The 26,017-nt window shown below is 71.1% G+C and carries 26 protein-coding genes; 14 read left to right on the top strand and 12 right to left on the bottom strand.

Annotated features, from left to right (window positions below):
• Nucleotides 1-183 precede the first annotated feature (183 nt).
• From AB0898_RS19915 to AB0898_RS19900, 4 genes are all read left to right on the top strand, one after another.
• The gene (locus AB0898_RS19915; protein ID WP_366804254.1) at nt 184-678 is read left to right on the top strand and encodes a DUF3145 domain-containing protein; all 495 of its coding nucleotides are present in this window, start codon (nt 184-186) and stop codon (nt 676-678) included.
• Nucleotides 679-902: 224 nt separating this feature from the next.
• A complete protein-coding gene (locus tag AB0898_RS19910; RefSeq protein ID WP_366804253.1) occupies nt 903-1,652 on the top strand; it encodes an ATP-binding cassette domain-containing protein in 750 nt (249 codons plus the stop codon).
• Complete coding sequence (locus AB0898_RS19905) at nt 1,643-2,959, top strand: hypothetical protein (protein WP_366804252.1); 1,317 nt, start codon at nt 1,643-1,645, stop codon at nt 2,957-2,959. Before AB0898_RS19910 ends, AB0898_RS19905 begins: the two co-directional genes overlap by 10 nt.
• Nucleotides 2,960-2,963: 4 nt before the next feature.
• Nucleotides 2,964-3,554: a hypothetical protein gene (locus AB0898_RS19900; RefSeq protein WP_366804251.1), complete on the top strand. Its 591-nt coding sequence runs from the start codon at nt 2,964-2,966 to the stop codon at nt 3,552-3,554.
• 81 nt (nt 3,555-3,635) lie between these two features.
• Here AB0898_RS19900 and fabF read toward each other — a convergent pair whose 3' ends face one another.
• The 5 genes from fabF to AB0898_RS19875 all read right to left on the bottom strand — a co-directional run bounded on the left by fabF (nt 3,636) and on the right by AB0898_RS19875 (nt 8,614).
• A complete protein-coding gene (fabF, locus tag AB0898_RS19895; RefSeq protein ID WP_366804250.1) occupies nt 3,636-4,898 on the bottom strand; it encodes a beta-ketoacyl-ACP synthase II in 1,263 nt (420 codons plus the stop codon).
• 98 nt (nt 4,899-4,996) lie between these two features.
• Nucleotides 4,997-5,245 (bottom strand): acyl carrier protein, encoded by a 249-nt coding sequence (locus AB0898_RS19890; RefSeq protein WP_018545314.1) that lies wholly within the window; start codon nt 5,243-5,245, stop codon nt 4,997-4,999.
• Between the two features lie 78 nt (nt 5,246-5,323).
• The gene (locus AB0898_RS19885) at nt 5,324-6,355 is read right to left on the bottom strand and encodes a ketoacyl-ACP synthase III (RefSeq protein ID WP_361107447.1); all 1,032 of its coding nucleotides are present in this window, start codon (nt 6,353-6,355) and stop codon (nt 5,324-5,326) included.
• Between the two features lie 16 nt (nt 6,356-6,371).
• Nucleotides 6,372-7,319: an ACP S-malonyltransferase gene (locus tag AB0898_RS19880; protein ID WP_366804249.1), complete on the bottom strand. Its 948-nt coding sequence runs from the start codon at nt 7,317-7,319 to the stop codon at nt 6,372-6,374.
• 89 nt (nt 7,320-7,408) lie between these two features.
• Nucleotides 7,409-8,614 (bottom strand): helix-turn-helix domain-containing protein, encoded by a 1,206-nt coding sequence (locus tag AB0898_RS19875; protein ID WP_366804248.1) that lies wholly within the window; start codon nt 8,612-8,614, stop codon nt 7,409-7,411.
• A gap of 105 nt (nt 8,615-8,719) precedes the next feature.
• Here AB0898_RS19875 and AB0898_RS19870 point away from each other — a divergent pair, with 105 nt between their 5' ends.
• Complete coding sequence (locus AB0898_RS19870) at nt 8,720-9,385, top strand: pirin family protein (protein WP_366804247.1); 666 nt, start codon at nt 8,720-8,722, stop codon at nt 9,383-9,385.
• 25 nt (nt 9,386-9,410) lie between these two features.
• Here AB0898_RS19870 and AB0898_RS19865 read toward each other — a convergent pair whose 3' ends face one another.
• A complete protein-coding gene (locus AB0898_RS19865) occupies nt 9,411-10,232 on the bottom strand; it encodes a serine hydrolase domain-containing protein (protein WP_366804246.1) in 822 nt (273 codons plus the stop codon).
• A 19-nt stretch (nt 10,233-10,251) separates the two neighbouring features.
• The gene (locus AB0898_RS19860) at nt 10,252-10,725 is read right to left on the bottom strand and encodes a GNAT family N-acetyltransferase (RefSeq protein ID WP_366804245.1); all 474 of its coding nucleotides are present in this window, start codon (nt 10,723-10,725) and stop codon (nt 10,252-10,254) included.
• A gap of 96 nt (nt 10,726-10,821) precedes the next feature.
• Between AB0898_RS19860 and AB0898_RS19855 the strand changes: the two genes are divergently transcribed.
• Both AB0898_RS19855 and AB0898_RS19850 read left to right on the top strand, forming a co-directional pair.
• On the top strand, nt 10,822-11,289 hold the full coding sequence (locus tag AB0898_RS19855) for a MerR family transcriptional regulator (protein ID WP_366804244.1): 468 nt from the start codon (nt 10,822-10,824) through the stop codon (nt 11,287-11,289).
• Nucleotides 11,286-12,305, top strand: a complete 1,020-nt coding sequence (locus AB0898_RS19850) for an aldo/keto reductase (RefSeq protein ID WP_366804243.1) — start codon at nt 11,286-11,288, stop codon at nt 12,303-12,305. The genes AB0898_RS19855 and AB0898_RS19850 overlap by 4 nt, the downstream gene beginning before the upstream one ends.
• 28 nt (nt 12,306-12,333) lie before the next feature.
• Here AB0898_RS19850 and AB0898_RS19845 read toward each other — a convergent pair whose 3' ends face one another.
• From AB0898_RS19845 to AB0898_RS19835, 3 genes are all read right to left on the bottom strand, one after another.
• On the bottom strand, nt 12,334-13,218 hold the full coding sequence (locus AB0898_RS19845; RefSeq protein ID WP_366804242.1) for a DUF4429 domain-containing protein: 885 nt from the start codon (nt 13,216-13,218) through the stop codon (nt 12,334-12,336).
• 67 nt (nt 13,219-13,285) lie between these two features.
• The gene (locus tag AB0898_RS19840; RefSeq protein ID WP_366804241.1) at nt 13,286-14,506 is read right to left on the bottom strand and encodes an alpha/beta hydrolase; all 1,221 of its coding nucleotides are present in this window, start codon (nt 14,504-14,506) and stop codon (nt 13,286-13,288) included.
• A 146-nt stretch (nt 14,507-14,652) separates the two neighbouring features.
• Nucleotides 14,653-15,279, bottom strand: coding sequence for a TetR family transcriptional regulator (locus tag AB0898_RS19835; protein ID WP_366804240.1), 627 nt, complete (start codon nt 15,277-15,279; stop codon nt 14,653-14,655).
• Nucleotides 15,280-15,393: 114 nt separating this feature from the next.
• Between AB0898_RS19835 and AB0898_RS19830 the strand changes: the two genes are divergently transcribed.
• The gene (locus AB0898_RS19830) at nt 15,394-17,010 is read left to right on the top strand and encodes an MFS transporter (RefSeq protein ID WP_366804239.1); all 1,617 of its coding nucleotides are present in this window, start codon (nt 15,394-15,396) and stop codon (nt 17,008-17,010) included.
• Between the two features lie 119 nt (nt 17,011-17,129).
• Here the strand turns inward: AB0898_RS19830 and aceE are convergent, their stop codons facing one another.
• Entirely contained in the window at nt 17,130-19,877 is a 2,748-nt protein-coding gene (gene aceE / locus AB0898_RS19825) for a pyruvate dehydrogenase (acetyl-transferring), homodimeric type (RefSeq protein WP_366804238.1), read from the bottom strand.
• Nucleotides 19,878-20,301: 424 nt separating this feature from the next.
• Here aceE and AB0898_RS19820 point away from each other — a divergent pair, with 424 nt between their 5' ends.
• The 6 genes from AB0898_RS19820 to AB0898_RS19795 all read left to right on the top strand — a co-directional run bounded on the left by AB0898_RS19820 (nt 20,302) and on the right by AB0898_RS19795 (nt 24,987).
• Nucleotides 20,302-20,742, top strand: coding sequence for a DUF3052 domain-containing protein (locus AB0898_RS19820; RefSeq protein WP_018545328.1), 441 nt, complete (start codon nt 20,302-20,304; stop codon nt 20,740-20,742).
• A gap of 215 nt (nt 20,743-20,957) precedes the next feature.
• Nucleotides 20,958-21,416, top strand: a complete 459-nt coding sequence (locus tag AB0898_RS19815; protein WP_366804237.1) for a peroxiredoxin — start codon at nt 20,958-20,960, stop codon at nt 21,414-21,416.
• A gap of 154 nt (nt 21,417-21,570) precedes the next feature.
• The gene (locus AB0898_RS19810; RefSeq protein WP_366804236.1) at nt 21,571-22,146 is read left to right on the top strand and encodes a TerD family protein; all 576 of its coding nucleotides are present in this window, start codon (nt 21,571-21,573) and stop codon (nt 22,144-22,146) included.
• A 115-nt stretch (nt 22,147-22,261) separates the two neighbouring features.
• Entirely contained in the window at nt 22,262-22,840 is a 579-nt protein-coding gene (locus tag AB0898_RS19805) for a TerD family protein (protein ID WP_366804235.1), read from the top strand.
• 75 nt (nt 22,841-22,915) lie between these two features.
• Nucleotides 22,916-24,061, top strand: coding sequence for a DUF475 domain-containing protein (locus tag AB0898_RS19800; protein WP_366804234.1), 1,146 nt, complete (start codon nt 22,916-22,918; stop codon nt 24,059-24,061).
• A gap of 188 nt (nt 24,062-24,249) precedes the next feature.
• Complete coding sequence (locus AB0898_RS19795) at nt 24,250-24,987, top strand: Tellurium resistance (RefSeq protein ID WP_366804233.1); 738 nt, start codon at nt 24,250-24,252, stop codon at nt 24,985-24,987.
• Nucleotides 24,988-25,048: 61 nt separating this feature from the next.
• On the opposite strand, the gene AB0898_RS19790 is transcribed toward AB0898_RS19795, so the two are convergent.
• Nucleotides 25,049-25,924: a TerD family protein gene (locus tag AB0898_RS19790; protein ID WP_366804232.1), complete on the bottom strand. Its 876-nt coding sequence runs from the start codon at nt 25,922-25,924 to the stop codon at nt 25,049-25,051.
• Between the last annotated feature and the right edge of the window lie 93 nt (nt 25,925-26,017).

Here is a 26,017-nt window from a genome sequence, read left to right as displayed (position 1 = left end):
CCGGGAACGGCTCGGCCCCGTACAAGCGTCCCCCTGGGTGAATGGCGACGGTTTCCTGGCACCGGGACCGACGGTACGTCACACTCCTTGCACCGCCGCACGGTAGCCTCGCCCTCAACGCGGCCGTCGCCCCACTGCCGCCCAGTCAGTCCGCAAGATGTCCCGCTCAGCCCGGAGGTTCCGGTGACGACACGTGGAGTTCTGTACGTGCACTCCGCGCCGCGCGCGCTGTGCCCGCATGTCGAGTGGGCCGTCGCCGGGGTGCTCGGCACGCGCGTCAACCTCGACTGGATCCGGCAGCCCGCCGCCCCCGGCACCTGGCGCTCGGAGTTCTCCTGGAAGGCCGAGGCCGGCACCGCCTCCAAGCTCGCCTCCGCGCTGCGCGGCTGGCAGATGCTCCGCTTCGAGGTCACCGCCGAGCCCAGCGCCACCGCCGAGGGCGAGCGCTACAGCTGCACCCCCGACCTCGGCATCTTCCACGCCGTCACCGGCATCCACGGCGACATCCTCATCCCCGAGGACCGGCTGCGCGCGGCCCTGCTGCGCAGCAAGCACGGCGAGAGCGAGCTGGAGTCCGAACTCACCAAGCTCCTCGGCAAGCCCTGGGACGACGAGCTGGAACCCTTCCGCTACGCGGGCGAGGGCGCCCCGGTCCGCTGGCTGCACCAGGTGGTCTGAACCGGCCCTCGGACGCCGGAGGCGTGCCCGGCCTTGACCGAACCTTGATCAACATGTCCGAGTAACCACACTATTTTTACCGGGACTTGATCACAAGTGGATCACGGTGACCGGGGGTCGCTTCCACGCGATCTTCACGGTGGGTGAAGCTGGACCGGCCTCAGGGCATGTCAGGTCCCGTGCCGGGCCGGTGCGGGCTTTCCCCGGTCAGAGAGCACGCACCCATGCCCATCGGCTTCCACGCCGCCGTGTTCGGCTACCGCCGGCGCAGGCCGGTCCTCCAGGACCTCACCCTCACCTTCCCGCCCGGCCGGACCGTGTTCCTCGGCCCCAACGGGGCGGGCAAGTCGACGGTCCTCTCGCTGGCCGCCTCGGTGCTGCGCCCGCAGTCCGGCACCGTCACCTACGACGGGCTGCGGACCGACCGGCGCGGCGACCTCGCCGCGTACCGAGGGCGCATCGCGTGGCTGCCCCAGCGGATCGAGTCCGTCCCCCGGCTCACCGCCCGCGAACAGGTCGCCTACGTCGGCTGGCTGAAGGGCATGAACCGCCGCGACGCCTGGGACGCCGCCCTCGGCGCCCTCCAGCGGGTCGAACTGGCGGACTTCGCCGGCCGGAAGGTCCAGCAGCTCTCCGGCGGGCAGCAACGCCGGGTCGGCATCGCGCAGTCACTGGTGCACGACGCCGAGGTCCTCCTGCTCGACGAGCCGACCGCCGGCATGGACCCGCGCCAGCGACGCGTCTTCCACGAGATCCTCGCCGGACTCGACCGGCACGTCCTGCTCTCCACCCACGACGTCGCCGACCTGGAGGACACCTACGACCACGTCGTCGTGCTCGACGGCGGCACCGTCCGCTTCGCCGGCCCCGTACGCGAGTTCCACGCCCTGGCCCCGCCCGGCACCACGCCCGCCCGCCTCGCGGAGGCGGCCTACTACGCCACCGTCCGGGACGAGGAGACCGCATGCGCCTGACGACAGCGCTGCGCACCACCGGCGTCGTCTGGGTCGCGCCCCTGGTCCTCGCCTGGGTGTGGCTCGTGAGCGCGCACGAGGCCGCGCACGACCCGGCCTACTGGGCGGGCAACACCGCCCTCGTCGGACACACCCTCCCCTTCTACGCCCCCGCCTGCGCGGCCTTCGCCGCATGGGAGGCCGGACGGCTGAGACGAGCCGGCGTCCAGGGCCTCGCGCCGGTGCGCGGCCGCTACGCCATCGCGGCCGGCGTGCTGTGGCCCGTCGCCCTCCTCGGGGTGGCGGCGGTCACGGTGTGCCTGCTGACCGTGCGCCTGGCGACCGGCGCGGCCCACGACTGGCCGCACCCCGGCGTGCTGGCCATGGCCGGGTACCTGATCGTCGTCCACACCGTCCTGGGCTACGGGCTCGGCACGGTGCTGCCGCGAATCCTGGCCACCCCGCTGATCCTCGTCGTCGACTATCTGTGCCTCGTCATGCCCGTCACGGTCGTCCACCCGATGTGGCTGCGCGAACTCACCGGCTGGCTCGACGCCCCCTCCGGCGACCTCACCACCACCGTGAACCCGGTGGCGCTCGCCGTACCGGCGGTGCTCGCCACGGGCGTCCTGGCCGCCGTCCTGGCCAGTGCCGGGATCGCCCGGTGGCGGCGCCCCCGGGCCCTGCGCGCCGGTGCCGCGGCCGCCGCGTCCCTGGTCTGCCTGAGCGTGTTCACGGTCGCGGCCGCGCTGCCCGTGCGCGACTGGAAGGGCGACCCGCCGCCGCACCCCCGTACCGACGCCCCCGTGTGCACGGGCGAGGCCCCCAGGATCTGCGTCCCCGTGGAGGCGGCCGACCGCCTGGAGCCGCTGTCCCGCGCCGCGAAGGAGGTCGTGCCGCGGCTGGCCGGCGCGGGCCTGGAACGGCCGGAGCAGCTCGCGTTCGTCTCCGAGGCGGCCCCCGTAGGCGCGCGGACGTGGCGGCTGTCCCTCTACGCGGACATGAGCGACGCGGACCTGCGGGCGAGCGTCGCGGCGGCGGCACTGCCCCCGCTCCCGGCGTGCCCCACCACTTCCGACGTACGCACCGGCCACGCGGGCACGCTCGCCGCCTGGCTCATGGTCAGGGCGGGCCTGGGAGCCGACGAGATCCGGAACCAGCGCGGCCAGAAGCTCGCGACCGACCCCCAGGTGATGTCCGTGGTGAAGAGGCAGACGAAGCGGTCCTCCGGCGAGCAACTCGCCTGGTTCCAGCGCAATGTGACGCTGCTTCAGCACTGCGCGCCCGCCCCCGAGACCCTGCCGGCCGGTGCCGGGAAGGGGGCGTGATCCGATGCGCCTGTGGCTGACGACCCGGCGGTACCCGGTGCTCGCCGCCGCCCTCGCCGCCTGCGCCGCGCTGACCGCCGCGGCCGGTGACACGCGGGTCGACCTTCCCTCGCTGGGCGGCGCCGCCGCCCGGCCCCTGGTGCTCTTCGCCCCGCTGCTCGTCTGCACGGGGCTGGCGTTCTGCCTCGGCAGCAGGCTCCCGGGCGCCGAGGCCTCGGGGAGCCGTTCCGTCGCCCGCCTCGACCAGGGGCTGGTCCTGGGCACCGTCCTGCTCACGGCCGTCGTGGCGTACGCCGTCGCGGTGCTCCTCGACGCCCCGGCCGCCCACACGGTCGGGCGGAACACCGCGTTCCTGGCCGGCCTGATGCTCTGCGTGCGCCGACTGGCGGGCCTTCAGGCAGCGGCCGTCGCCCCCGTCGCCTGGGTCATCACGGTGATGCTCGTCGGCGACTCCGGCGCCAACGGACAGCCGTACCCCTGGACGGTCGTCCTCCTGCCCCCGGACCACCTGCCCGCCGCCGTCGCGGCCGCCGCGACCCTGGCCCTCGGCCTCGCCCTGGCCCCGGCCGCCCCGCTGCTCCGCGACGCCGGCTGACCCGGCGCGGACGTCCACGGACGAACGCCGACGGCCCGGTCTCCGCGAGCGGAGACCGGGCCGTCGGGGTCCTGCGGCGGCTCAGATCGTCCTGAACGCCAGGACCACGTTGTGACCGCCGAAGCCGAACGAGTCGTTCAGCACGGCGATACGGCCCTCGGGGAGCGCGCGCGGCTCGCCGACGACGACGTCCGCGTTGACCTCGGGGTCCAGCTCCGTGACGTTGATGGTCGGCGGGGCCGTGCGGTTGACCAGCGCCAGGATCGACGCGACGGTCTCGACACCGCCCGCGCCGCCCAGGAGGTGACCGGTCATCGACTTGGTCGCGGAGATCGCCATGTGGTCGACGTCGTCGCCGAACACCTTGCGCAGCGCCTTGATCTCGGCCACGTCGCCCTGCGGCGTCGAGGTGGCGTGCGCGTTGACGTGCACGACCTCCGACGGCTTCAGGTCGGTCGAGTCCAGCAGGTTCTGCAGGGCGTGCGCGATGCCGTTGCCCGAGGGCTCGGGCTGCGTGATGTGGTGGGCGTCGGCGGAGACACCCTGGCCGACCGCCTCGACGTAGATCCGGGCACCGCGCGCCTTGGCGTGCTCCTCGGACTCCAGCACGATCACACCGGCGCCCTCGCCGAGCACGAAGCCGTCACGGCCCGCGTCGTAGGGGCGCGAGGCACCCTGGGGGTCGTCGTTGTTCTTGGACATCGCCATCATGTTGCCGAAGGCGGCGATGGGAAGCGGGTGGATGGCGGCCTCGGTACCACCGGCCACGACCACGTCCGCACGCCCGGTGCGAATCATCTCGATCGCGTACCCGATGGCCTCCGCGCCCGAGGCGCAGGCCGACACGGGGGTGTGCACACCGGCGCGGGCACCCAGCTCGATACCGACGTTGGCCGCCGGGGAGTTGGGCATCAGCATCGGTACGGTGTGCGGGGAGACGCGGCGTACGCCCTTCTCCCTGAGTACGTCGTACTGGTCCAGCAGGGTCGTCACACCGCCGATGCCGGAGGCGATGACCGCGCCGAGCCGGTCGGGGTTGACGGCCTGGTCCTCGCCCGCCTTGGCGGTGAAACCGGCGTCCTGCCAGGCCTCCTTGGCCGCGATCAGCGCGAACTGCGCCGAGCGGTCCAGCTTGCGGGCCTGCGGGCGGGGGATGATCTCGCCGGGCTCGACCGCGACACGCGCGGCGATCTTGACGGGCAGCTCCTCCGCCCACTCCTCCGTCAGGCGGCCGACGCCGGACCGGCCGGCGAGCAGGGCCTCCCAGGTGGAGGGCACGTCGCCACCCAGCGGTGTGGTTGCGCCGATACCGGTGACGACCACGGTGCGATTGGTCGGGCTCACGGGAATTCTTTCTCCAACGATGCGGGAATGTACGGCGCCACCGCCGGGTGGCGGGGCCTTGCGGTCTCAGGGCCCGACGGCCGTGAGACCTACGAGCCTCAGGCCTGGTGCTTGAGGATGTAGTCGGTGGCGTCACCGACGGTCTTGAGGTTCTTGACGTCCTCGTCCGGGATCTTCACGTCGAAGCGCTCTTCGGCGGCGACGACGACCTCGACCATGGACAGCGAGTCGACGTCGAGGTCGTCGGTGAAGGACTTGTCCAGCTGGACGTCCTCGGTGGGGATACCGGCGATCTCGTTCACGATCTCGGCAAGGCCCGCGACGATCTCTTCCTGGGTGGCGGCCATGTCAGGCGCTCCTTCTTCGATGTTCAGACAGTAAGTGGCATTTTCCCCGCAGCGGACCGGTGGTCCGGCACGGAGTGCCTAGGGGAGGGTAACGACCGTGGCGGCGTAGACCAGACCCGCCCCGAATCCGATGACGAGCGCCGTGTCGCCGCTCTTGGCCTCGCCGGTCGCCAGAAGCCGCTCCATCGCGAGCGGGATCGACGCGGCCGAGGTGTTGCCGGTGGTGCGGATGTCACGGGCGACCGTGACGTGCTCCGGCAGCTTGAGGGTCTTCACCATCGAGTCGATGATCCGCACATTGGCCTGGTGCGGGATGAAGACGTCCAGGTCGTCCGAGGTGATCCCGGCCGCGTCCAGCGCCTGCTGGGCGACCTTCGCCATCTCGAACACGGCCCAGCGGAAGACCGCCTGGCCCTCCTGCGTGATCGCGGGGAACTTGACGTTCCCCTCGCTGTCCAGGGGGAGTTCGGCGACGTCACCGATCGCGAAGCGGTCCCACGGGACGGTCTGCTTGATGGTGCCGGCCTTGTCGCCCTCCGAGCCCCACACCGTGGGGCCGATGGCGGGCTCCTCGGACGGGCCGACCACGACCGCGCCCGCGCCGTCGCCGAACAGGAAGGCCGTCGCGCGGTCCTCCAGGTCGGTCAGGTCGCTCAGCCGCTCCACGCCGATGACGAGCACGTACTCGGCGGAACCCTCCACCACCATGCCCTTGGCGAGGGTCAGGCCGTAGCCGAAGCCCGCGCAGCCCGCCGAGATGTCGAACGCGGCGGCCTTGTCGGTGCCCAGCTTGTGCGCGATCTCGGTGGCCACGGCCGGGGTCTGGCTGAAGTGCGAGACCGTGGAGACCACCACGGCGCCGATCCGGTCGGCGTCGATGCCCGAGTCGGCGATGGCCTTGCCCGCCGCCTCGACCGACATCGCGGCGACCGTCTCCTCGGGGCCCGCCCAGTGCCGGGTCTCGATGCCGGAGCGGGAGCGGATCCACTCGTCGGAGGAGTCGATCTTCTCCAGGATCACCTCGTTGGGCACCACCCGGGTCGGCCGGTAACCGCCGACACCGAGGATGCGCGCGTACGGGGCGCCCTTGCTGGGCCTGATCTTCGCCATTGCCATGGGCTCCTTCTCAGACACCCGCCGCGTCGGCGGCAGGAGTCACGGTCTCGGCGATGAGCGCGCGCGCCGCGTCGAGGTCTTCGGGGGTCTTCAGCGCCAGCGTCCGCACGCCCGGCAGGGCCCGCTTGGCCAGGCCGGTCAGGGTGCCGCCCGGGCACACCTCGATCAGCGCGGTGACGCCGAGTTCCTTGAAGGTCTCCATGCACAGGTCCCAGCGGACCGGGTTGGCGACCTGGCCGACCAGCCGCTGAAGCACCTCGGTGCCCGTCGCGACGGTCTGCCCGTCCTTGTTGGAGACGTAGGGGAACGCCGGGTCGGCGGGCGTCAGGGAAGCGGCCGCCTCGGCCAGCTTCTCCACCGCGGGCGCCATGTGGCGGGTGTGGAAGGCGCCGGCCACCTTCAGCGGGACGACCTTGCGGACGCCCTCGGGCTTGTCCTCGTTCAGCGCGGCCAGCTGCTCCAGCGTGCCCGCGGCGACGATCTGGCCCGCGCCGTTGATGTTGGCCGGGGTCAGCCCCAGCTTCTCCAGGTGCGCGACGGAGACCTCCGGGTCGCCGCCGAGCAGCGCCGACATGCCGGTCTCGGTGATCGCGGCGGCCTCGGCCATCGCCAGACCCCGCTGCCGGACCAGGCGCAGCGCCTCGGTGTCGTCCAGGACGCCGGTGATCGCGGCGGCGGTGATCTCGCCCACGCTGTGGCCCGCGACCGCGCCCGGCGCGATCGACGCGATGTCACCCAGTGCCGCGGCGGACAGGATTCCGGCGGCGACCAGCAGCGGCTGCGCCACCGAGGTGTCGCGGATCGCGTCCGCGTCGGCCTCGGTGCCGTAGTGGACCAGGTCCAGGCCGATGGCCTCCGACCACGCGGCGACACGGGCGGCGGCACCGGGCAGTTCGAGCCAGGGGGTCAGGAAGCCGGGCGTCTGGGCGCCCTGGCCGGGAGCGACGAGTACGAGCACTCTCACACTCTCTCTTGGGGACGGCCTGGGCCGCCCGTGAGGACAGGGACGAAGAACACGAAGGGCTTTTGTGGAGCCCGGACAAAAAGCTAGAGCTGGGCGTCTCCATCGGTCAGCCGCCCCAGGATGAGGGCGATCCGCAGCGTGAACGCGGATCGTACATCGGAAGGTGACCAGCCGGTGACGTCAGTCACACGTCGGAGCCGGTAGCGGACGGTGTTCGGGTGAACGAAGAGCATCCGGGCGGCGCCCTCCAGACTGCTCGCCTGCTCCAGGTAGACACTCAGGGTCTCCAGGAGCGCCGAGCCGGCCTCCTCCAGCGGTCTGTAGATCTCCTCCACCAGTTGCTCGCGCGCACCGGGATCGCCCGCGATGGCGCGCTCCGGGAGCAGATCGTCGGCCAGCACCGGGCGGGGGGCGTCCTGCCAGGCGGAACACGCCTTCAGGCCCGCCGCGGCCGCCTGTGCGGAGCGGGTCGCGGCCTGGAGGTCGGGCACCACGGGGCCCGCGACCACGGGTCCCGCCGCGAACGGGCCGATCAGCGACTTGGCCACGGCGAGCGGATAGGCGCTGCCGCCCGCGATCACCACAAGCCGGTCGCCGAGGACGCCGGTGAGCACCTGGAGCTTGGCGTGCCGGGCGGCCCGCCGGATCGCCTCCACGGTCAGCTCGCTGTCGCCCTCGGGCGCGGTACCCAGCACCACGCAGACGTGTTCGGGGGAGTTCCAGCCGAGCGCGGCGGCCCGGCTGACGGCGCCCTCGTCGGCCTCGCCGCTGAGTACCGCGTTCACCACGAGGGACTCCAGGCGCGCGTCCCAGGCACCGCGTGCCTCGGCGGCCTGGGCGTAGACCTGGGCGGTGGCGAAGGCGATCTCCCGGGCGTACACCAGCAGCGCCTCGCGCAGCACGCGCTCGTCGCCGGGCGCGGCCACCTCGTCGATGGCGCTCTCCATGACCTCGATGGTGGTGCGCACCATCTCCACGGTCTGCCGCAGCGTGATGGCCCGGGTCAGCTCGCGGGGCGCGGTGCCGAACACGTCGGTCGAGATGGCCTGGGGGGCGTCGGGGTGCCGGAACCACTCGGTGAAGGCGGCGATGCCCGCCTGGGCCACGAGCCCGATCCAGGAGCGGTTCTCCGGTGGCATCGCCCGGTACCACGGCAGGGTGTCGTCCATGCGCGCGATGGCCTGCGCGGCGAGGTTCCCGGAGGACTTCTCCAGCCGCTTCAGGGTCGCGGAGTGCGGGTGGGCGGCATGACGTGCGGGTTCGCTGCTGTGGGATTCGGGTTCGGGCACGGGGACAAGAGTGCCTTATCCGGCGGGGGCCGTGCGCCGCCGGGTCCCGCCGAGGGCCCGGAACCCGGGCCTGGGGCGCTTTCCCCGGGGACTACCGTGGGGCCCATGATCGAGGTACGGCGCGCGGCCGAACGCCATCGCGGGGGCGACCCGGAGACCGGGACCGACTCCCGCCACGCCTTCTCCTTCGGCCCGCACTACGACCCGGACAACCTGCGCTTCGGCGCGCTGATCGCCTGCAACGAGGAACGCCTCGCCCCCGGCGCCGGCTTCGCCGAACACCCGCACAGCCACACCGAGATCGTCACGTGGGTGACCGAGGGCGAGCTCACCCACCGCGACTCCACGGGCCACACGAGCGTGATCCGCCCCGGTGACGTACAGCACCTGAGCGCGGCGGCGGGGGTACGGCACTCCGAGCGCAACGAGGGCACGGTCCCGCTGGTCTTCGTCCAGATGTGGCTGGCGCCGCTGGAGCCCGGCGGGGAGCCGTCCTACGAGGTCGTCCGGGACCTGACCGAGCCGTACGCGGTGCCCGGCGCGGGCGCGGTCCTGAGCGTGCTGCGCCCGGCGGCGGGGGAGCGGACCGCGCTTCCCGACGCTCCCCTCCTCTACGTCCATGTCGTACGCGGCGAGATCCGGCTCGCCGGCGACACCCTCGGCCCCGGCGACTCGGCGCGGATCACCGACGCCCGGGGCCTGGAGCCGGCCGGGGTGACGGAAGCCGAGGTCCTGCTGTGGGCGATGGGGGGCATCGCGAGCCCGGCCTGATCGACGAGATACCCCCTGGGCCCGCTCAGCGCCGGAACTCCGCCAGCACCGCGTCCGTGAACGGCGGCCACGCCTCGACCGCCCACGGTCCGAAGGCCCGGTCGGCCAGGGCGACCGCGGCGAGCCCCGCGTCCGGGTCGATCCACAGGAAGGTGCCGGACTGGCCGAAGTGGCCGAAGGTCCGGGGGGAGGACGAACTGCCCGTCCAGTGCGGGGACTTGGCGGCGCGGATCTCGAAGCCGAGGCCCCAGTCGTTGGGGTTCTGGTGGCCGTAGCCCGGCAGGACGCCCTTGGTGCCCGGGTACTGCACGCTCATCGCCTCGGCGACCGTGCGCGGGTCGAGCAGCCGGGGTGCCTGCACCTCGGCGGCGAAGCGCAGCAGATCCTCGACCGTGGAGACGCCGTCCTTGGCGGGGGAGCCCTCCAGCGAGGTCGCGGTCATGCCCAGCGGCTCCAGGACCGCCTGGCGCAGATACTCCGCGAACGGGATGTCGGCCGCCTTGGCGATGTGGTCCCCGAGCTGCTCGAAACCGGCGTTGGAGTACAGCCGCCGCTCACCGGGCGCGGCCAGGCTGCGGTGCTCGTCGAAGGCGAGGCCCGAGGTGTGGGCGAGCAGATGGCGGACGGTCGATCCGGGCGGCCCGGCGGGCTCGTCCAGCTCGATCGCCCCCTCCTCGTACGCGACGAGCGCCGCGTAAGCGGCCAGCGGCTTGGTCACCGAGGCCAGCGGGAAGCGGTGCCCGGCCGGGCCGTGGGTGCCCAGGACCGTCCCGTCCGCGCGGACGACGCCCGCGGCGGCGGTGGGAACGGGCCAGTTCTCGATCAGTGCCAAGCTCTGCGACGACATGCCAGGGAGCCTATGCGGGTCACAGGACCAGCTCCATGAAGGGGTCCGGCTTCGGCCGGAAGCCCAGCGACTCGTACAGCGGCAGGGCCTCGGCGGAGGCGGTCAGCTGGATCTTGCCCGCCCCGCGCTCGCGGAACCACGCAAGCAGCCCGTCCACCACACAGGCGCGGGCGTACCCCCGGCGGCGGGTGCCGGGATCGGTGGCGACGCTGAAGACGAAACCGACGGCGCCCGTGGGGTTGGTGGCGTGACCGATCCGGTACTCGACCGTCCCGGCCGCGAGCGCGGCCAGCGCCCCCGGCCGCTCCGGGTGGTCCACCACGAACGCGGCGAAAGGGCCCGCCGGATCGGCCAGCCGCTCGCGCAGCGTGGGCAGCGACCGGCCGTGCCAGGACCCGGCGGCCGGATGCGGGGAGACGGCGTCGATCATCACCTGGCGCAGGCGCAGCACTTCCCGCGCGTCCTCGGGTACGGCCCGTCGTACGAGACTCATGGCATGGCACGCTAACGGCCGACTCGCGCCGCCGTCCCGGTATTTGTCGTCGGCCGCGCTTGCTTGGAGTGCGCTCGAAGGTCATAGCGTGGGGGCATGACGGTGATGCAGACCATGCAAGCGGCCACCGAGGAAGCCACCACCCCCGACACCTGTGCCCCCGGCTCCCGGCGGAGCCATCCCCGGCCCGACGGTGAGGACCGCTACACGATCAGCGAGGTTGTCGCCTTCACGGGACTGACCGCGCACACCCTGCGCTGGTACGAGCGGATCGGCCTGATGCCGCACGTCGACCGGTCGCACACCGGCCAGCGCCGCTACCGCAACCGCGACCTGGACTGGCTGGACCTCGTCACCAAGCTGCGCCTGACCGGCATGCCGGTGGCCGGCATGGTGCGCTACGCGGAGCTGGTCCGCGAGGGGGAGGACACCTATCCGCAGCGCAAGGCCCTGCTTGAGGACACCCGCAGGGACGTGCTGGCCCGGATCGCCGAACTGCACGACACGCTCGCCGTGCTCGACTTCAAGATCAGTGTGTACACGACGGAGGGGACCCACCGATGAGCGACGCCAGGATCGCGTCCGTACGCCTCGGCACGGACGGCCCGGAAGCCGGCGTCCAGGGCCTGGGCTGCATGGGCATGAGCTTCGCCTACGGCCCGGTCGACGCCGACGCCTCGCGGGCCACCCTCGACCGCGCCCTGGAGCTGGGCGTCACGCTGTTCGACACGGCGGACGCCTACGGCGCCGGGGACAACGAGCGTTTCCTCGCCCCCTTCTTCCAGGCCCACCGCGACGAGGTGGTCATCGCCACCAAGTTCGCCCTGTCGATCCCGGCGGACGACCCGGCCAAGCGAATCATCCGCAACGACGCCCCCTACATCCGCCAGGCCGTCGAGGCGAGCCTGAAGCGGCTCGGCGTCGACGAGATCGACCTCTATTACATGCACCGCCGCGATGTGGACGTGCCGCTGGAGGAGAGCGTCGGCACCATGGCCGAGCTGGTGCGCGAGGGCAAGGTCAAGCACCTGGGCCTGAGCGAGGTGACGGCCGGTGAGCTGCGTACCGCGCACGCCATCCACCCCATCGCCGCCGTGCAGTCGGAGTGGTCGCTGTTCAGCCGGGACATCGAGGCGCACGTGGTGCCCGCCGCCCGTGAGCTGGGCGTGGGCCTGGTGGCGTACTCCCCGCTCGGCCGGGGCTTCCTGACCGGCGCGTTCACCGACGCGGCCAAGGAGCTGTCCACCGACGACTTCCGCCGTACCCACCCCCGCTTCACCGGCGACAACGCCACCGCCAACGCGGCCCTGCTGGCGCCGGTGCGCAAGGTCGCCGAGGCGCACGGGGTCTCCCTCGGCCAGGTCGCCCTCGCCTGGGTCCAGCAGCGGGCGGGCGTCTGGGGCCTGCCGGTCGTCCCGATCCCGGGCACCCGCAAGCCGAGCCGCGTCACGGAGAACGTGGCCGCCGCGCACCTCGTGCTGAGCGAAGAGGAGCTGGCCCTGCTCGAACCGATCGCCGGCCAGGTGGCGGGCACCCGGTACGCGGACATGTCGTTCAGCTCGGCGGGCCGCGAGGACTAGGACGCGCGAGGGGTGTGCCGGCGGGGCCCTACAGCTCCGCCAGCAGCTCGGCCTTCTTGGCCGAGAACTCCTCGTCCGTCACCAGCCCGGCTTGGTGCAGCTCCCCGAGGTGCCGGATGCGTTCGGCGATGTCGGCGGGGTCGGGCCGGGCCGGGTCCGCCGCCCGGGCGGCCACCGCTGCCGCGGCGGTCACGGCAGGCACCGGCGCGGTGCCGTTCTCCCGGACCGCCGCGAGCACGGCCGCCGCGAAGGGCAGCGACTCGTGCACCGGCCCGTAGCCCAGCCCGAAGACGACCGCCGCCGGGTCCTGGTCGGCCAGCGCGGGCGCCGCGCCCGCGCTCTCCGGCCGCAGCAGCCGCAGATGCCCCTCGAACACCTCCGGCGAGCGCCACTCGACCCCGGTCAGCTCGGACACCGCGAACTTCTGGTCCCCCGCCTTCCACTTGGCCGAGGACGCGCCGGTCCAGGACCAGCGGAACCGCACACTCGTGCCGTCGAAGGACGCCTTGCCGTCGTACGCCTTGAACTGGAGCGGCGGCTCCGGCGCGGCCACCAGGTAGCCGTCGGTGGGACCGGACTCGGTCAGCACCACCTTCAGCTCGTCCGCGTAGTACTCGGCCAGCGTCTCCCGCTCGGCGGGCAGCACCAGCCGGTACGGATCGGCGCCCTCGGGCAGCTGGCCCGCGGCCGCCTCCATCAGCGGATCGGCGCCCGGGCGCGGCTGGAGCCGCAGCGCCACCGTGCCCCGTCTGCCCCGCGTCAGCGTCACGCCCTCGAGCGCGGCCAGCGGGACGCGCCGCTCACCCAGGGCCTGAAACAGTTTCGGTGTCCGTATCCCCCGTTCGTAACGGATGAGCACGGAGTCGGACTCGAACTCCCAGACGGCATGAAAACCCGCCAGTACGTCACCCATGCGGCTCATCGTATGCGGCACGTGCTCCTCCGTCGCCACCCGCGCAGACCGCACTTCCTGCTGTCTTCTACGCGCGTCCGTTGGGGGACGTCTCCGGCAGACCGGTACGGCACCCGTCGTCCCCGTGCGCGCAGGTGACCGCGTCGTACGCGCCCACGCCGACCCTGGCCAGGTTGCGCAGGCTGTCCGTGCCGGGCTGGAAATAACCGGCGTGCCCCTGGGCGTCGCTCGCCGAGAGGACGCGGGCGCCGAAGGCGCGGGAGACCGGGTCGGCCCCGTGCCCGAGGCCGCCGACCTCCAGATACGGCACGTCCCGCACCCAGTCGGTGGCGTCCCGCATGGCCCACACCCGGGCCCGGGTGCCCAGCTGGGCCGCACTGCCGACCCGCATGCCGGGGCTCGCGGCCACCGCCACGTCGCTCACCCGCCGCGGCATGCCGTGCGCGGCCACGCCGCACAGCACCGAGCCGTAGCTGTGGCAGAACATCGACACCGGGGCGCGGCCGGGCAGCGCGCCGAGCAGCGCGTTGAGCCGGACGGCGCCGTCCTCGGCGCGCATCGCGGTCGCCGCGTCCACACCGATCCCGTCGGGCGCGGTGTAGTCGGCCCAGGCGATCACGGCCGTCCGCGTCTTCGGGCTCGCCTTCCGCTCGGCCGCGTGCAGCGCCTGCGCCATGCCGACCGGGGCGCTGTACCTGCGGTTCGTCCGCTGGAAGGTGAACAGGTCGGTGTCCACACCGGGCACCACCACGGAGATCCGCTGCGCCCGGTCCAGATCGCCGAACACCTCGGCCACCCGGCCGGAGCCGTCGGGGTCGAAGGCCAGGATGTGCCGGCCGGGCTGCGCGAGCGCTTCGTAGCGCTGCATGCGGCGGGCCGCGTCCTGCTGGCCGTACGTACTCAGCCGGCTGTCGTGCATCCGGCGCCGCGCGTCCTCACCGGCCTGGTCCAGGGCGACCCGGTTGGCGCGATAGCGCAGGGTCACCGGGGCGCCGTTCATGTTGCCGACCGCGAGGGGATAGCGGTCGGCGAGCAGCAGACGGTCCGCCGCGGTGAGCGAGGCGAAGAACGCCGCGAGCCGCGCCGGGGTCGAGGCGGTCGGGTCGGGCAGCCGGTGGCCGCCGATGCTGTCGCGCTCCCACTGGGCGAGCGAGGACCGCAGCGCGGTCGAGTCCCGGTGGGTGTGCAGCGCCGTCCAGCCGGTGGTCGCGAGCATCACGAACACGACGGCCAGCGCCAGCAGGGCGCGCCAGACATTGAGCTGGGGGGAGGTGCCGAAGGAAGTCACTGGGAGGACACACTAGGAGAACGGGACGGTCTCGGGGTAACCAAGTGGCGGGGATCACGTTTCGCGAGTCGGGGGACGGGTTTCGCGGATCGTAGGACGGATCGGGATCGAAATCCCGGAACGATCTCGGTGATGCGGAAACGAATTCAGGCCGTCGCCCAGTTCCCGGTCAGCGCCGGGCCCACCTGATCGAGGTACGACGCGGTCAGCCCCCGGATGGCCTCCAGGCTGAAGTCCTCGCCCATGCTCCACTGCTGCTCGGTGACCCGTATCACCCCGCAGAACACCGCCACCGCCAGCCGGGGCCGGGGATCGGCGTCCACGTCCACGCCCTCGCGCTCGGCGAGCACCCGGGCGAGGGTCTGCTCGGTCGCCGCCGAGCGGCGCAGATGGGAGGCGAGCAGGGCGGGCGTCGAGCCGATCACGCGGTACATCCGCAGATACAGCTCGACCGGCACGGCCGACTCGACCGTCTCCCTGATGGCGTCCCAGTTCTCCAGGACCGCCTGCCGCAGCGCGACCATCGGCGGCTCGTGCGGCGGGCGGTCGCGCACGGCCTCGACGAAGTGCGCCTCCGTCATGTCCTGCACGGCGAAGGCCGCGTCCTCCTTGCCCGCGAAGTAGCGGAAGAAGGTGCGCTGCGAGACGTCGACGGCCTCGGCGATCTCGTCGACGGTGGTCTGCTCGTACCCCCGCGTGGTGAACAGTTCGAGGGCGGCTCGCACCAGCGCCTCGCGCGTACGCCGCTTCTTGCGCTCGCGCAGCGTCTCCATGGGCCTTCTCCTGTGAACGTCCTTCCAGCTCAGCCTATGCGCTGGGAGACACGCCGATGACCGGCGAGTGAATCGGTTTGTCAACTGTCAGTGACTGTCATTAGCCTCGATCTCATGACTAGTCAGACCACCATCGACAAGGCGGGTCCGGGTGACGGGGCATCCGCCGACGCGTCTGCACCGACCCCGGCGGGACTTCGCGGCCATCCCTGGTTCACCCTGATCACCGTCGCCGTGGGCGTGATGATGGTGGCCCTCGACGGCACCATCGTGGCCATCGCCAACCCGGCCATCGCCAAGGACCTGCACGCGAGCTTCTCCGACGTGCAGTGGATCACCAACGCCTACTTCCTCGCCCTCGCGGTCTCCCTGATCACCGCGGGCAAGCTCGGCGACCGCTTCGGCCACCGGCAGACCTTCCTCATCGGCGTGACCGGCTTCGCGCTGGCCTCCGGCGCCATCGGGCTGTCCGACAGCATCCCGATGGTCGTCACCTTCCGGGTCTTCCAGGGCCTGTTCGGCGCGCTGCTGATGCCGGCCGCGCTCGGCCTGCTGCGGGCCACCTTCCCGGCCGAGAAGCTCAACATGGCGATCGGCATCTGGGGCATGGTCATCGGCGCCTCCACCGCGGGCGGCCCGATCCTCGGCGGTGTCCTCGTCCAGCACGTCAACTGGCAGTCGGTGTTCTTCATCAACGTGCCCGTCGGCCTGCTCGCCCTGGTCCTCGGCTCACTGATCCTGCTCGACCACCGCGCCGAGAACGCGCCACGCTCCTTCGACCTGCCCGGCATCGCGCTGCTCTCCGGCGCCATGTTCTGCCTGGTCTGGGCGCTCATCAAGGCGCCCGCCTGGGGCTGGGGCGACGGCCGCACCTGGGGCTTCATCGGCGCCTCCGCGCTGCTCTTCGTGGCCTTCGCCTGGTGGGAGACGAGGGTCGCGGAACCGCTGATCCCGCTGACGCTCTTCCGCTCGGTCCCGCTGTCGGCGGGCGTGGTGCTCATGGTCCTCATGGCCATCGCCTTCATGGGCGGCCTGTTCTTCGTGACCTTCTACCTCCAGAACGTGCACGGCCTCAGCCCGGTCGACGCCGGTCTGCATCTGCTCCCGCTCACCGGCATGATGATCGTCGGCTCCCCGCTGGCGGGCCTCGCCATCACCAAGCTGGGCCCGCGCGTCCCGCTCGCGGGCGGCATGACGCTCACCGCCGTCGCCATGTACGGCATGTCCACCCTCAAGGCGGACACCGGCAGCGCCACCATGTCGATCTGGTTCGCCCTGCTCGGCCTCGGCCTGGCCCCCGTCATGGTCGGCGCCACCGAGGTCATCGTCGGCAACGCGCCCATGGAGCTGTCCGGCGTCGCCGGCGGCCTTCAGCAGGCGGCCATGCAGATCGGCGGCAGCCTCGGCACCGCCGTGCTCGGTGCCGTGATGGCCTCCAAGGTCGACAACGACCTCGCCGGCAACTGGGCCGCCGCGGGCCTCCCCAGGCTCACCCCCGCCCAACTGGGCCAGGCCTCCGAGGCCGTCCAGGTAGGCGTTCCCCCGGTGACCAAGGAAATGCCCCCCGCCCTCATCGCCAAGATCACCGACGTCGCCCACGACACCTTCATCTCCGGCATGAGCCTCGCCTCCCTGGTGGCGGCAGGCGTGGCAGCGGCGGCGATCCTGGTGGCCCTGCTGACCCGCCGAGGAGAGAACGCGGAGGCGGGAGCAGGGGTGGGCCACATTTAAGTTTGGTTGGGTGACAACTCCCCAGGGGCGCGGGGAACTGCGCGACCAGCCACAACGGCCCGGCAGCCGCGCGATCACCGAAGCAACATCGGCGATCACGCGGCTGCAGGCGTCAGCACCTACGCATCTCCCCCCGCTGCACCAGGCGCTGCCGCTTTGACGTTCAGCAACTGATACCGGTCAATCGCCTGCTTCAGCACAGACCGATCGACCCGCCCCTCCTTCGCCAACTCGCTCAGCACAGCGACGACGATCGACTCCGCGTCGATATGGAAGAACCGCCGAGCAGCCCCCCGAGTGTCGGCGAAGCCGAACCCGTCCGCGCCGAGCGACTGATACGGCCCGGGAACCCACCGCGCGATCTGATCCGGCACCGCCCGCATCCAGTCGGACACCGCCACGAACGGCCCCTCACCCGCGCTGAGCTTGCGCGTCACGAACGGCACCCGCTGCTCCTCCTCGGGATGCAGCAGGTTGTGCTCCTCGCAGGCCACCGCCTCGCGCCGCAGCTCGTTCCAGGAGGTCGCCGACCACACGTCGGCCCGTACGTTCCAGTCCTCGGCCAGGATTCGCTGTGCTTCGAGCGCCCACGGCACCGCGACGCCCGAGGCCATGATCTGCGCCGGGATCGCGCCGGAGTCGCCGTCCTTGATCTTGTGGATGCCCTTGAGGATGCCCTCGACGTCCACGTTCTCCGGCTCGGCCGGGTGCTTGATCGGCTCGTTGTAGACGGTGAGGTAGTAGAAGACGTCCTCGCCGTGCGGGTGCTCGGCGTCGCCGCCGTACATCCGGCGCAGCCCGTCCTTGACGATGTGCGCGATCTCGTAGCCGTACGCCGGGTCGTACGCCACGCACGCCGGGTTGGTCGAGGCCAGCAGCTGGGAGTGGCCGTCCGCGTGCTGGAGTCCCTCACCGGTCAGGGTCGTACGGCCCGCGGTCGCGCCCAGGACGAAACCGCGCGCCAGCTGGTCGGCCATCTGCCAGAACTGGTCGCCGGTGCGCTGGAAACCGAACATCGAGTAGAAGACGTAGACCGGGATCAGCGGCTCGCCATGGGTCGCGTAGGCCGAGCCCGCCGCCATCAGCGAGGCCGTGCAGCCCGCCTCGGAGATGCCGTCGTGCAGCATCTGGCCGGTCGGGGACTCCTTGTAGGCGAGGAGCAGCTCGCGGTCCACCGACTCGTACTGCTGGCCGAGCGGGTTGTAGATCTTCGCACTCGGGAAGAACGAGTCCATGCCGAAGGTGCGGTACTCGTCCGGCGCGATCAGCACGAACCGCCTGCCGATCTCCTTGTCCCGCATGAGGTCCTTCAGGAGCCGCACGAACGCCATGGTGGTGGCGATCTGCTGCTGACCCGACCCCTTCTTCACACTCGCGTACGCCGTGTCGTCCGGCAGCTCCAGCGGCTTCGAGCGCACGAGGCGCGTCGGGACGTACCCGCCGAGCGACTTGCGCCGGTCGTGCATGTACTGGATCTCCTCCGAGTCCCGGCCCGGGTGGTAGTACGGCGGGGCGCCGGACTCCAGCTCGCGGTCGGAGATCGGCAGGTGCAGCCGGTCGCGGAAGTGCTTGAGGTCGTCGACCGTCAGCTTCTTCATCTGGTGCGTGGCGTTGCGGCCCTCGAAGTTGGGGCCGAGCGTCCAGCCCTTGACCGTCTGCGCCAGGATCACCGTCGGCTGGCCCTTGTGCGCCTTGGCCGCCGACATCGCCGCGAAGATCTTCCGGTGGTCGTGGCCGCCGCGCCCCAGGTGCAGGATCTGGTCGTCGGTCATGTTCTCGACCATGGCGCGCAGCCGCTGGTCGTCGCCGAAGAAGTGCTCGCGGATGTACCGGCCGGACTCGGTGGCGTACGTCTGGAACTGGCCGTCGGGCGTGGTGTTCAGCTTGTTGACCAGGATGCCGTCCCGGTCCTGGGCCAGCAGCGGGTCCCAGGTCCGGTCCCACACCAGCTTGATCACGTTCCAGCCGGCGCCCCGGAACTGCGACTCCAGCTCCTGGATGATCTTGCCGTTGCCGCGCACCGGGCCGTCGAGCCGCTGGAGGTTGCAGTTGACGACGAAGGTCAGGTTGTCCAGGTGCTCGCGGGCGGCGATGGACAGCTGGCCGAGCGACTCCGGCTCGTCCATCTCGCCGTCGCCGAGGAACGCCCACACATGGGAGTCGGAGGTGTCGGCGATCCCGCGCGCCTCCATGTAGCGGTTCATCCGCGCCTGGTAGATCGCGCCGAGCGGGCCGAGGCCCATGGAGACGGTCGGGAACTCCCAGAAGTCCGGCATGGAGCGCGGATGCGGGTAGCTGGACAGTCCGTCGGGGTACTTCGACTTCTCCTGGCGGAAGCCGTCGAGCTGGTTCTCGGTGAGCCGGTCGAGCAGATAGGCGCGGGCGTAGATGCCGGGGGAGGCGTGGCCCTGGAAGAAGACCTGGTCGCCGCCGTCACCGCCGTCCTTGCCGCGGAAGAAGTGGTTGAAGCCCACGTCGTACAGGGACGCGGAGGACGCGAAGGTGGCGATGTGGCCGCCCACGCCGATGCCGGGCCGCTGGGCGCGCGAGACCATCACGGCCGCGTTCCAGCGGGTGGCGTTCAGGATGCGGCGCTCGATCTCCTCGTTGCCCGGGAAGAACGGCTCGCTCTTGGTGGGGATCGTGTTGACGTAGTCCGTGCTGCGCATCTCGGGCACGGCCACGCGCTTCTCGCGGGCCCGCTCGATCAGCCGGAGCATGAGATACCGGGCCCGCTCCCGGCCGCGCTCGTCGACGGCGGCGTCGAGGGAGTCGAGCCACTCCTGCGTTTCCTCGGGGTCGAAGTCAGGAACCTGACTCGGAAGGCCGCCAATGATGATCGGATTGCGATCGGAACCGGAAGCCACGCTGTTCCTCACCTTTCGGAGGGCCTGGGCCATTTCTTCTCTGAAGACTTCGGGAGACTTCTTCTCTGAAGGACGTTCCCCATCGTGTACCTCGCCATGGCCCGCGTCACCCCGGTCGCGGCGTTCGCCCGGCGCAAAACGCGACGATACGCCCGCAGTGTGACGCGCTCGGCAAATTTGTTCGACTGTCGTAACCAAGGATGATTCTGGAGGGGGCATAACGGGCACATCGGTGTGATGTGGTTCCCCGGCAAACGGGATACGGTGCCATAAGCCGCTGCTGCGACGTCGCGGCAGTCACCGTTTCGGCGGTCTGGACGGCCGGGTACTTGCGCGATCCGTCCCGCCCGTGTGGACTACGGCCAATGCTTCGCGTACGCGCGGGGCTGAGTTACTTCACCAAGACATGATCAGGAGGCAACCCGTGAGCGCGACCGCGGACCACGCGGAGGAGCGGACCAACCCTGCCGCCAGGCTGGGTTTCCAGCCCGGACAGGTGGTCCAGGAGATCGGCTACGACGAGGACGTCGATCAGGAACTCCGCGAGGCCATCGAGGAAGCCGTCGAAGGCGACCTGATGGACGAGGAATACGACGACGTGGCCGACGCCGTCGTGCTGTGGTTCCGTGATGACGACGGCGACCTCACCGACGTGCTGGTGGACGCCACCACGTACATCGAAGAGGGCGGTGCCATCCTGCTCCTGACGCCGAAGACCGGCCGTACGGGGTACGTGGAGCCGAGCGACATCTCGGAGGCCGCGACGACCGCCGGCCTGACCGCGTCCAAGAGCGTCAGCGTCGGCAAGGACTGGAGCGGCTCGCGTCTGGCGACGCCGAAGGCCGCCAAGTCCGGCAAGCGCTGAGACCGCCAAGTCCGGCGAGCGCCGAGGCCGCCGAGGCCGTCGAGTCCGGCAAGCACTGAAGCGCGAAGCGGCAGACCCCACCGGGCCCCGGGCTCCGGAACGGGCCGGGCAACACCCCCGGCCTGCTCCGGGGCCCATGGTGCGCGCTGCGTAGGGTGAGCGGGAGCGGGGCTCCCGCTCACCCCCCGACAGCCCACCGAAGGGATGCAAGGACGATGGCGATCCAGGCCGGCGACAAGGCGCCCGACTTCGAACTCAAGGACAACCACGGCCGCACCGTGAAGCTCTCGGACTTCCACGGCGAGAAGAACGTGGTCCTGCTCTTCTACCCCTTCGCCTTCACCGGCGTGTGCACCGGTGAGCTGTGCGAGCTGCGTGACCACCTGCCGCAGTTCGAGGACCGCGACACCCGGCTCCTCGCCGTCTCCAACGACTCCATCCACACCCTGCGCGTCTTCGCCGAGCAGGAGGGCCTGGAGTACCCGCTGCTGAGCGACTTCTGGCCGCACGGCAACGTCTCCCGCGCCTACGGCGTCTTCGACGAGGACAAGGGCTGCGCCGTCCGGGGCACCTTCGTCATCGACAAGGAGGGCATCGTGCGGTGGACCGTCGTCAACGGCCTGCCCGACGCCCGCGACCTCAACGACTACGTCAAGGCGCTCGACGCGCTGTGAGCCGGTCCGGGGCGAACGTCCCCGGGCCCCGACACCTGCGAACCTCCGGGTGCGGGGTCTGCGAGGGGCGGGAACCCGTCACTAGGATCGGCACGTTGATCCCATATCCGAAGCACGACGGGGCTTCCCGCCCCCGACACCATATGGAGGACCCGTGGGAGTCAGCCTCAGCAAGGGCGGCAACGTATCGCTGACGAAGGAGGCCCCGGGCCTGACCGCCGTCATCGTCGGCCTGGGGTGGGACGTGCGCACCACGACCGGCACCGACTTCGACCTCGACGCCAGCGCGCTGCTGCTGAACAACGCCGGCAAGGTCGGCAGCGACCAGAACTTCGTCTTCTTCAACAACCTCAAGAGCCCGGACGGCTCGGTCGAGCACACCGGCGACAACCTCACCGGTGAGGGCGAGGGCGACGACGAGCAGATCAAGGTCAACCTGGCCGCGGTGCCCGCCGACGTCGACAAGATCGTGTTCCCGGTGTCGATCTACGACGCCGACAACCGCCAGCAGTCCTTCGGTCAGGTCCGCAACGCGTTCATCCGCGTGGTGAACCAGGCCGGCGGCCAGGAGCTGGCGCGCTACGACCTGAGCGAGGACGCGTCCACCGAGACGGCCATGGTCTTCGGCGAGCTCTACCGCAACGGCGCGGAGTGGAAGTTCCGCGCCATCGGCCAGGGCTACGCCTCGGGACTGCGCGGCATCGCCCAGGACTTCGGCGTCAACGTCTGACGTCACCGGGTCCACCGTCCGGCGCCGTCCCGTTCGCGGGGCGGCGCCGGGGGGTAACCCCCTCTGGGGGAGCGCAGGAGACACAAGGAAGCACGACAGGGGAGGACCAGACAGCATGGGTGTCACACTTGCCAAGGGAGGCAATGTCTCCCTGTCCAAGGCCGCGCCGAATCTCACCAACGTCATGATCGGACTCGGCTGGGACGCGCGGTCCACCACCGGCGCCCCCTTCGACCTGGACGCCAGCGCCCTGCTGTGCGGCGCCGGGAACCGGGTCATGGGCGACGAGTGGTTCGTGTTCTACAACCAGCTCACCAGCCCGGACGGCTCGGTCGAGCACACCGGCGACAATCTCACCGGTGAGGGCGAGGGCGACGACGAATCGATTCTGGTGGACCTTTCCCGGGTTCCGCCCCAGTGCGAAAAGATCATCTTCCCCGTCTCGATCCATATGGCGGACGAACGCGGCCAGTCCTTCGGGCAGGTCTCCAACGCGTTCATCCGCGTGGTCAACCGCGACGACGACCAGGAACTCGCGCGGTACGACCTGAGCGAGGACGCCTCCACCGAAACGGCGATGATCTTCGGCGAGCTCTATCGGTACCAGGGCGAATGGAAGTTCCGAGCGGTGGGGCAGGGGTACGCGTCCGGACTCAAGGGCATCGCTCTAGACTTCGGAGTCAACGTTTCGTAAAGCCGGGTACGGCGCGGGGGAAAATCGCTCCCAGACATGCTCTGGGGCGGCCCTCCACACACGATGGGGTAGCCAGTGCTTCTGAAAACCTTCGGCTGGTCGTTCGCGGTGACCGCGCTCGGCCTGGTCGCGGCGGTCTTCTACGGGGGGTGGAAGGCCTTCGGCATCGTCGCGATCCTCTCCATCCTGGAGATCTCGCTGTCGTTCGACAACGCGGTGGTCAACGCCGGAATCCTGAAGAAGATGAACGCCTTCTGGCAGAAGATCTTCCTCACGGTCGGCGTGCTCATCGCGGTATTCGGCATGCGCCTGGTCTTCCCCGTCGTGATCGTCGCCATCAGCGCCAAGATGGGCCCGATCGAGGCCGTCAATCTCGCGCTCAACAACAAGGACCGCTACCAGGAACTCGTCACCGACGCCCACCCGGCGATCGCCGCCTTCGGCGGGATGTTCCTGTTGATGATCTTCCTCGACTTCATCTTCGAGGACCGGGACATCCAGTGGCTGCGCTGGATCGAGCGGCCGCTGGCCAAGCTCGGCAAGGTCGACATGCTGTCGGTCTGCATTTCCCTGATCGTCCTGCTGATCACCTCCTTCACCTTCGCCGCCCACGCCCACCAGCACGGCGGCGCCCACGCCGACAAGGCGCAGACGGTGCTGATCGCGGGCGTCGCGGGTCTGATCACCTACATGGTCGTCGGTGGTCTCTCCGGCTACTTCGAGGACAAGCTGGAGGCCGAGGAGGAGCGCGAGCACGAGGCCGAGGAAGCGGCCGCCCGCTCCGGCAAGCCCCGCTCGGCGGTGCTGCTCGCCGGCCAGGCCGCGTTCTTCATGTTCCTCTACCTCGAGGTCCTGGACGCGTCCTTCTCCTTCGACGGTGTGATCGGCGCCTTCGCCATCACCAACGACATCGTCCTGATGGCGCTCGGCCTCGGCATCGGCGCGATGTACGTCCGTTCGCTGACGGTCTACCTGGTCCGCCAGGGCACCCTGGACGACTACGTCTACCTGGAGCACGGCGCCCACTACGCCATCGGCGCCCTGGCCGTGATTCTCATGGTCACCATCCAGTACGAGATCAACGAAGTCGTCACCGGTCTCGTCGGCGTCGTCCTGATCGCCTGGTCCTTCTGGTCCTCGGTGCGCCGCAACCGCGCGCTGGCGGCGGCGGGCGGAGACACGGGCTCGGCGGAGAAGACGGAGATCTCCTCGGGGGTGTGACCCCGCGGTGCCGGGGGGGGGTGACCCCTGTGCCCCGGTGCGCCCCCTAGGGGCAAGATCGGGGGCGGGGCGGGGTGTGGCGCCCCGCGCCGGAAGGGAACGCTTCGAACGGGGCGGCCGACGTGGTCGGCCGCCCCGTTCGGCTTTTCCTCGACGAGCAGCACGAGCACGAGCACCAGGGGGCGGGAATGGGATTCCTCGACGGACTGCTGGGCGGACGCGGCGCCGACTTCGACTCGGGCAGCCCCGGCACCAACGCGATCGAGCTGACCAAGCGGCACCAGCAGGTGTCCCTCACCAAACAGGACGCGGCCACCGGTCACCTCCGGGTCAACCTGACCTGGCAGATGCGGACCTCCGACATCGCCGGCATCCAGCGCGAGAGCCTCTTCCGGCACCCCTTCAAGGCGCTCAAGCCACCGGAAGTCATGGGCCACGGCCAGAGCATGGTCAACGTCGACCTGGACCTCGGCTGCCTGTACGAGCTGGCGGACGGCACCAAGGGCGTCGTCCAGCCCCTCGGCGGCTACTTCGGCGACGTCAACGCCCCGCCGTACGTCAAGCTCAGCGGCGACGACCGCTTCGGCTCGGCCTCCGGCGAGACCATGTACGTCAACCTCGACCACCGCGACGCGATCAAACGGCTGCTGGTCTTCGTCTACATCTACGACCAGACCCCGGCCTTCGACCGCACCCAGGCCAAGGTCACCCTCTACCCGAGCAACGGCCCCCGCATCGAGATCGGCCTGGACGAACGCCACCCCCAGGCCCGCTCCTGCGCGGTGGTGCTCATAGAGAACGTCAAGGGCGAACTCCTCGTCCGCCGCGAGGTCAAGTTCGTCTACGGCTTCCAGGGCGAACTGGACCGGCTCTACGGGTGGGGGCTCAGCTGGGGACGGGGGTACAAGTCCAAGGCGGACCGTTAGGGGCTCTCCGGGCCCGCCCAGGGACTCGGGCGGCCCCGGGCGGCCGGGCCGTGCCGCCGGGTCAGCGGCCCAGGAACTGGGGGCCCTGTGGGGGCAGGCGGAAGTCGGGGTCCAGGGCCGCCGCCGGCAGGGGCTGGGGCTGCGGGTAGCCGTAGGCGGGCTGCTGCTGGGTCGCCGGGGGCTGCTGGATCGTCGACTGCTGGGTGCCGGCCGGCTGCGGGTAGCCGTACCCGGGCTGCGCGGAGGTGGCCGGCTGGGGGTAGCCGTAGGCCGACCGCAGCGCCGAGGTCGCCTGCGGATAGCCGTAGGCGGGCGGCTGCGTGGGGGTCGGCGGCTGCTCGGGCGGCAGGGGCAGCGACAGGGACTCCGAGCGCGGCGGCTCCTCCACCGCCTCCGACTCGTCCACCGAGATGCCGAAGTCGGTGGCGAGCCCCTTCAGCCCGTTCGAGTAGCCCTCGCCCAGCGCGCGGAACTTCCAGGCGTCCCCCCGGCGGTACAGCTCACCGCAGATCAGCGCCGTCTCCGCCCCCGTCTCGGGCGTGACCTCGAAGCGGGCCAGCGGCTCGGCGTCGGGCGTGGCCGCGTCGTAGACCAGGACGCACAGCGCGGGCACGCGGTCGAAGGTCTCGCCGTCCGCCGAGGCGACCAGCAGGACCCGGCCGACCCCCGGCTCCACCCCGGTCAGGTCCGCCTGGACGGTGTCGGTCAGGCCCTCGGTGACCCGCTTCTTGCCCAGGCGCCACACGGCGCCGGAGGGGTGCCGGGGCTGGTTGTAGAAGACGAAGTCCTCGTCGGAGCGCACACGGCCGTCGGTACCCAGCAGCAGCGCCGAGGCGTCCACGTCCGGCACGCCCTGTCCGGGCGTCCAGCGCAGCACGGCGCGCACCGTGGTGGCCTCCAGCGGGATGTTCGACCCCTTCAGCATCGCGTGCGTCATGCGGTCATCCTGCCTTCTCGGTCCTGGGCACGACAATGCGGGGTACCCGCCGTCTACACGCCTCGGTTACCGGAAATTCATGCCCTCCCGGGA

The organism is Streptomyces sp. NPDC005435 (assembly GCF_040703155.1).
In the GTDB taxonomy this organism is placed as follows: Bacteria; Actinomycetota; Actinomycetes; order Streptomycetales; family Streptomycetaceae; genus Streptomyces.
This window is presented reverse-complemented; position numbering and strand designations above follow the sequence as displayed.